The sequence below is a fragment of the Algibacter lectus genome, assembly GCF_900112395.1.
Taxonomy (GTDB): Bacteria; Bacteroidota; Bacteroidia; order Flavobacteriales; family Flavobacteriaceae; genus Algibacter; species Algibacter lectus.
Genome location: NZ_FOLN01000023.1, coordinates 1 through 2826 on the forward strand (window position 1 = coordinate 1; position 2826 = coordinate 2826).

The following is a 2826-nucleotide window of genomic DNA, read 5'->3' on the forward strand; positions in this document are numbered from 1 at the left end:
TGCTGAATAATTTCTCTTGATATATTTTTGTGCCTTGCATTACTAAATATACGAAATTTCTGTATATTTAACAACACGTTGTGCAACAGGCACACCGTATATAATTTATTGCTGGTTCTAGCCTACTTACGAAAATCCTCGCGGATTTTCTATTCGGTTTTTATTTGCTAAGTTAGGTGCTTAAACCACGCAACAAACCATATACAAACACGTTGTGTGTAATTACCACTCAAACCAAATAGTATACAACATTCGAAAATCTGTATAAGGAAACAAGACCTCTTCTATCCGACCTTTGTCTTATAATTTTAATCTTAAAAAATAGACACAATGAATACAACTCAATTTGGCAAAAAAGGTTGGACACCAGACAGAATTGGAAACTTGAATGACAAAACTTACGTCATCACTGGAACTACAAGTGGAACAGGATTTGAAGCAGCAAAAATATTGCTATCAAAAGGGGCAAAAGTTGTAATGCTTAATAGGAATCCTAAAAAAGCAGAAGTCACCATTGCTTCATTGAAACAAGAATTGGGTAACGATATTGATGTAATTAACATTCAAATGGACTTATCCAAACAAACCTCTGTAAAAAAAGCTACTGAGGAAGTTATAAAAACAGTTCCTCAAATTGATGCACTTATCTGCAATGCAGCAATTGCTCAAGTTCCTAAACAGACACTAACTACAGATGGTTGGGAAAGTCAAATGGGAACGAATTATTATGGAAATTTTACGCTTCAAGCATTATTGTTCCCACTTATTGAAAAATCCAATGGACGAATTGTAACTGTAGGAAGTTTGGGATATGATATGGGAATTAAAACAATCAAATTTGATGATTTGAATTGGGATAAAGATTACACGCCTAATAATGCATATAGTCAAAGTAAACTGGCGCAGATAATGTCTATGTACGAATTACAAGATAGATTAAAAGAAGCTGGGAAAACAGATGTTAAAGCTTACGCTTGTCATCCTGGTTCTTCAAGAACCAACTTAATAAATTCAAGTGGTAGTTTTATGATGAAATTCATCTTTAATCTAATGAAATTATCACCATTAACACAATCAGCTGAAAAAGGTGCTTATCCGCAATTGATGTGTGCTACAGAACCTAATTTAGACCAAAGTAGTTTTTATGGTCCAACAGGAAGAAATAATTGGACTGGTCCAGTTGGAGCACATAAATTAGAATCACACGCCAAAGATAAAGTTGTAGCAAAAAAATTATGGGAACTTTCGGAAAAAGAAACAGGTGTAAAATGGAATATATAAATTTGTATTATGGAGCACTTTAAAACATTATCGACTTATCTCGATTATTTAGAACTACCGAGACCTGAACATCCAATGTTGAGTGTTTTCAACTCAAAAGGCGATGGTTATTTACCTTGTCCAAAAGAAAGTTCGCCACCAATTACAAACGATTGCTATTCCATTAGCTTAAAGAAATTTGTAAAAGGCGACTTAAACTACGGACGAACAAAATATGATTTTACCAATGGAGCTTTAATATTCATTGCACCAAGGCAAATTCTACAATGGGACAGTAGCGTGGTTTTTGAGCGAAAAGGCTTTTCAATAAACTTCCACGAAGATTTTTTAAAAGGAACAGATTTAGCACAACAAATAAAAAGATATGGTTTCTTTTCCTATTCAGTAAATGAAGCATTACATCTTTCGCCAAAAGAAGAAAAGCAAATAGAATCGATAGTTGAAAATATTGAAATAGAATATCAAAACAACCAAGATGAGTTTAGCAAAGAAATTATCATTTCTCAATTAGGCACGCTATTCAAATATGCCAATCGTTTCTATGAAAGACAGTTTTTGAATAGAAAAGAATTATCAAATAACCTATTGGAGCGATTTAATCTACAATTATCTGAATATTTTGAATTAGGACTACTACAAGAAAAAGGTATTCCAAACATAGAACAAATAGCCAATAAAATGTCCGTTTCTCAACGCTATTTAAGTGATACACTAAAAAAAGAAACGGGAAAAACGACTACCGAACATTTACACTTGCGTTTAATCGATGAAGCAAAGAATATTTTATTGAAACCGAACAAAAGTATTTCGGAAGTAGCTTATGAGTTGGGGTTCGAATACCCACAATATTTTTCAAGATTATTTAAAAAGAAAGAAGGTATAAGTCCAACGGAATACAGAGAAAAATATAAATTGAATTAAAATTATGGATATATTAAAAACAGCAACAGATTGGGCAAAAGCCGAACTATTTTCAACCCCATTTTTCATTCTCTTCGGACTAGTGTTTATGGCGGCAAGTTTAGGTTTTTGGCAGTTAGGAAAGACGGAAATGGCGCGAGCTTACATAATTCCTACTTTGGCAGCAGGTGTTCTTCTGTTAACCATTGGACTTGGATTGTTTTTTACCAATAAATCAAGGATTACACAATTTGAAACTGCTTACAATAAGGATGCTTCTGTATTCGTAGAATCGGAAATCACTCGTGCCGAAGCAACTCTGAAAGAATATAATACAATCGTTTTTAAGGCTATTCCGATTATAATCATTGTAGCAGCCTTGTCAATTATTTTTATTAATACACCAACTTGGCGTGCAATTAGTATCACAACGATTGCTATGCTAATAGTTATCTTATTAGTAGATGGAACTGCCTATGCAAGAATTGATGCCTACCATAAAGAGTTGAAATTGGTGGATATAGAAAATGAAATCAAAAAATAACTACACACAACAAAGTACTGTGCTAAAAAACAAGTAAAATCTTATTAATTTTTCACTAGCGCACTTTTATATTCCTTGTCAAATATTAAACCCGATTTTGC

General features: G+C 33.0%; 3 protein-coding genes. All 3 read left to right on the forward strand.

What is annotated here, in order from left to right; genetic code table 11:
• Positions 1-330: 330 nt before the first annotated feature.
• Genes BM246_RS19620 through BM246_RS19630 form a run of 3 tightly spaced genes read left to right on the forward strand, consistent with a single transcriptional unit; the run spans position 331 to position 2725 of the window.
• A complete protein-coding gene (locus BM246_RS19620; RefSeq protein ID WP_074940688.1) occupies positions 331-1281 on the forward strand; it encodes an SDR family oxidoreductase in 951 nt (316 codons plus the stop codon).
• 9 nt (positions 1282-1290) lie between these two features.
• A complete protein-coding gene (locus BM246_RS19625; RefSeq protein ID WP_074940691.1) occupies positions 1291-2202 on the forward strand; it encodes a helix-turn-helix domain-containing protein in 912 nt (303 codons plus the stop codon).
• 4 nt (positions 2203-2206) lie between these two features.
• Positions 2207-2725, forward strand: coding sequence for a hypothetical protein (locus tag BM246_RS19630; protein ID WP_074940694.1), 519 nt, complete (start codon positions 2207-2209; stop codon positions 2723-2725).
• The last annotated feature ends 101 nt before the right edge of the window (positions 2726-2826 follow it).

Bases quoted from the DNA above. Each gene is read 5' to 3' on its own strand.
- BM246_RS19620 (WP_074940688.1), top strand. From the start codon at position 331: ATGAATACAACTCAATTTGGCAAAAAAGGTTGGACACCAGACAGAATT.
- BM246_RS19625 (WP_074940691.1), top strand. From the start codon at position 1,291: ATGGAGCACTTTAAAACATTATCGACTTATCTCGATTATTTAGAACTA.
- BM246_RS19630 (WP_074940694.1), top strand. From the start codon at position 2,207: ATGGATATATTAAAAACAGCAACAGATTGGGCAAAAGCCGAACTATTT.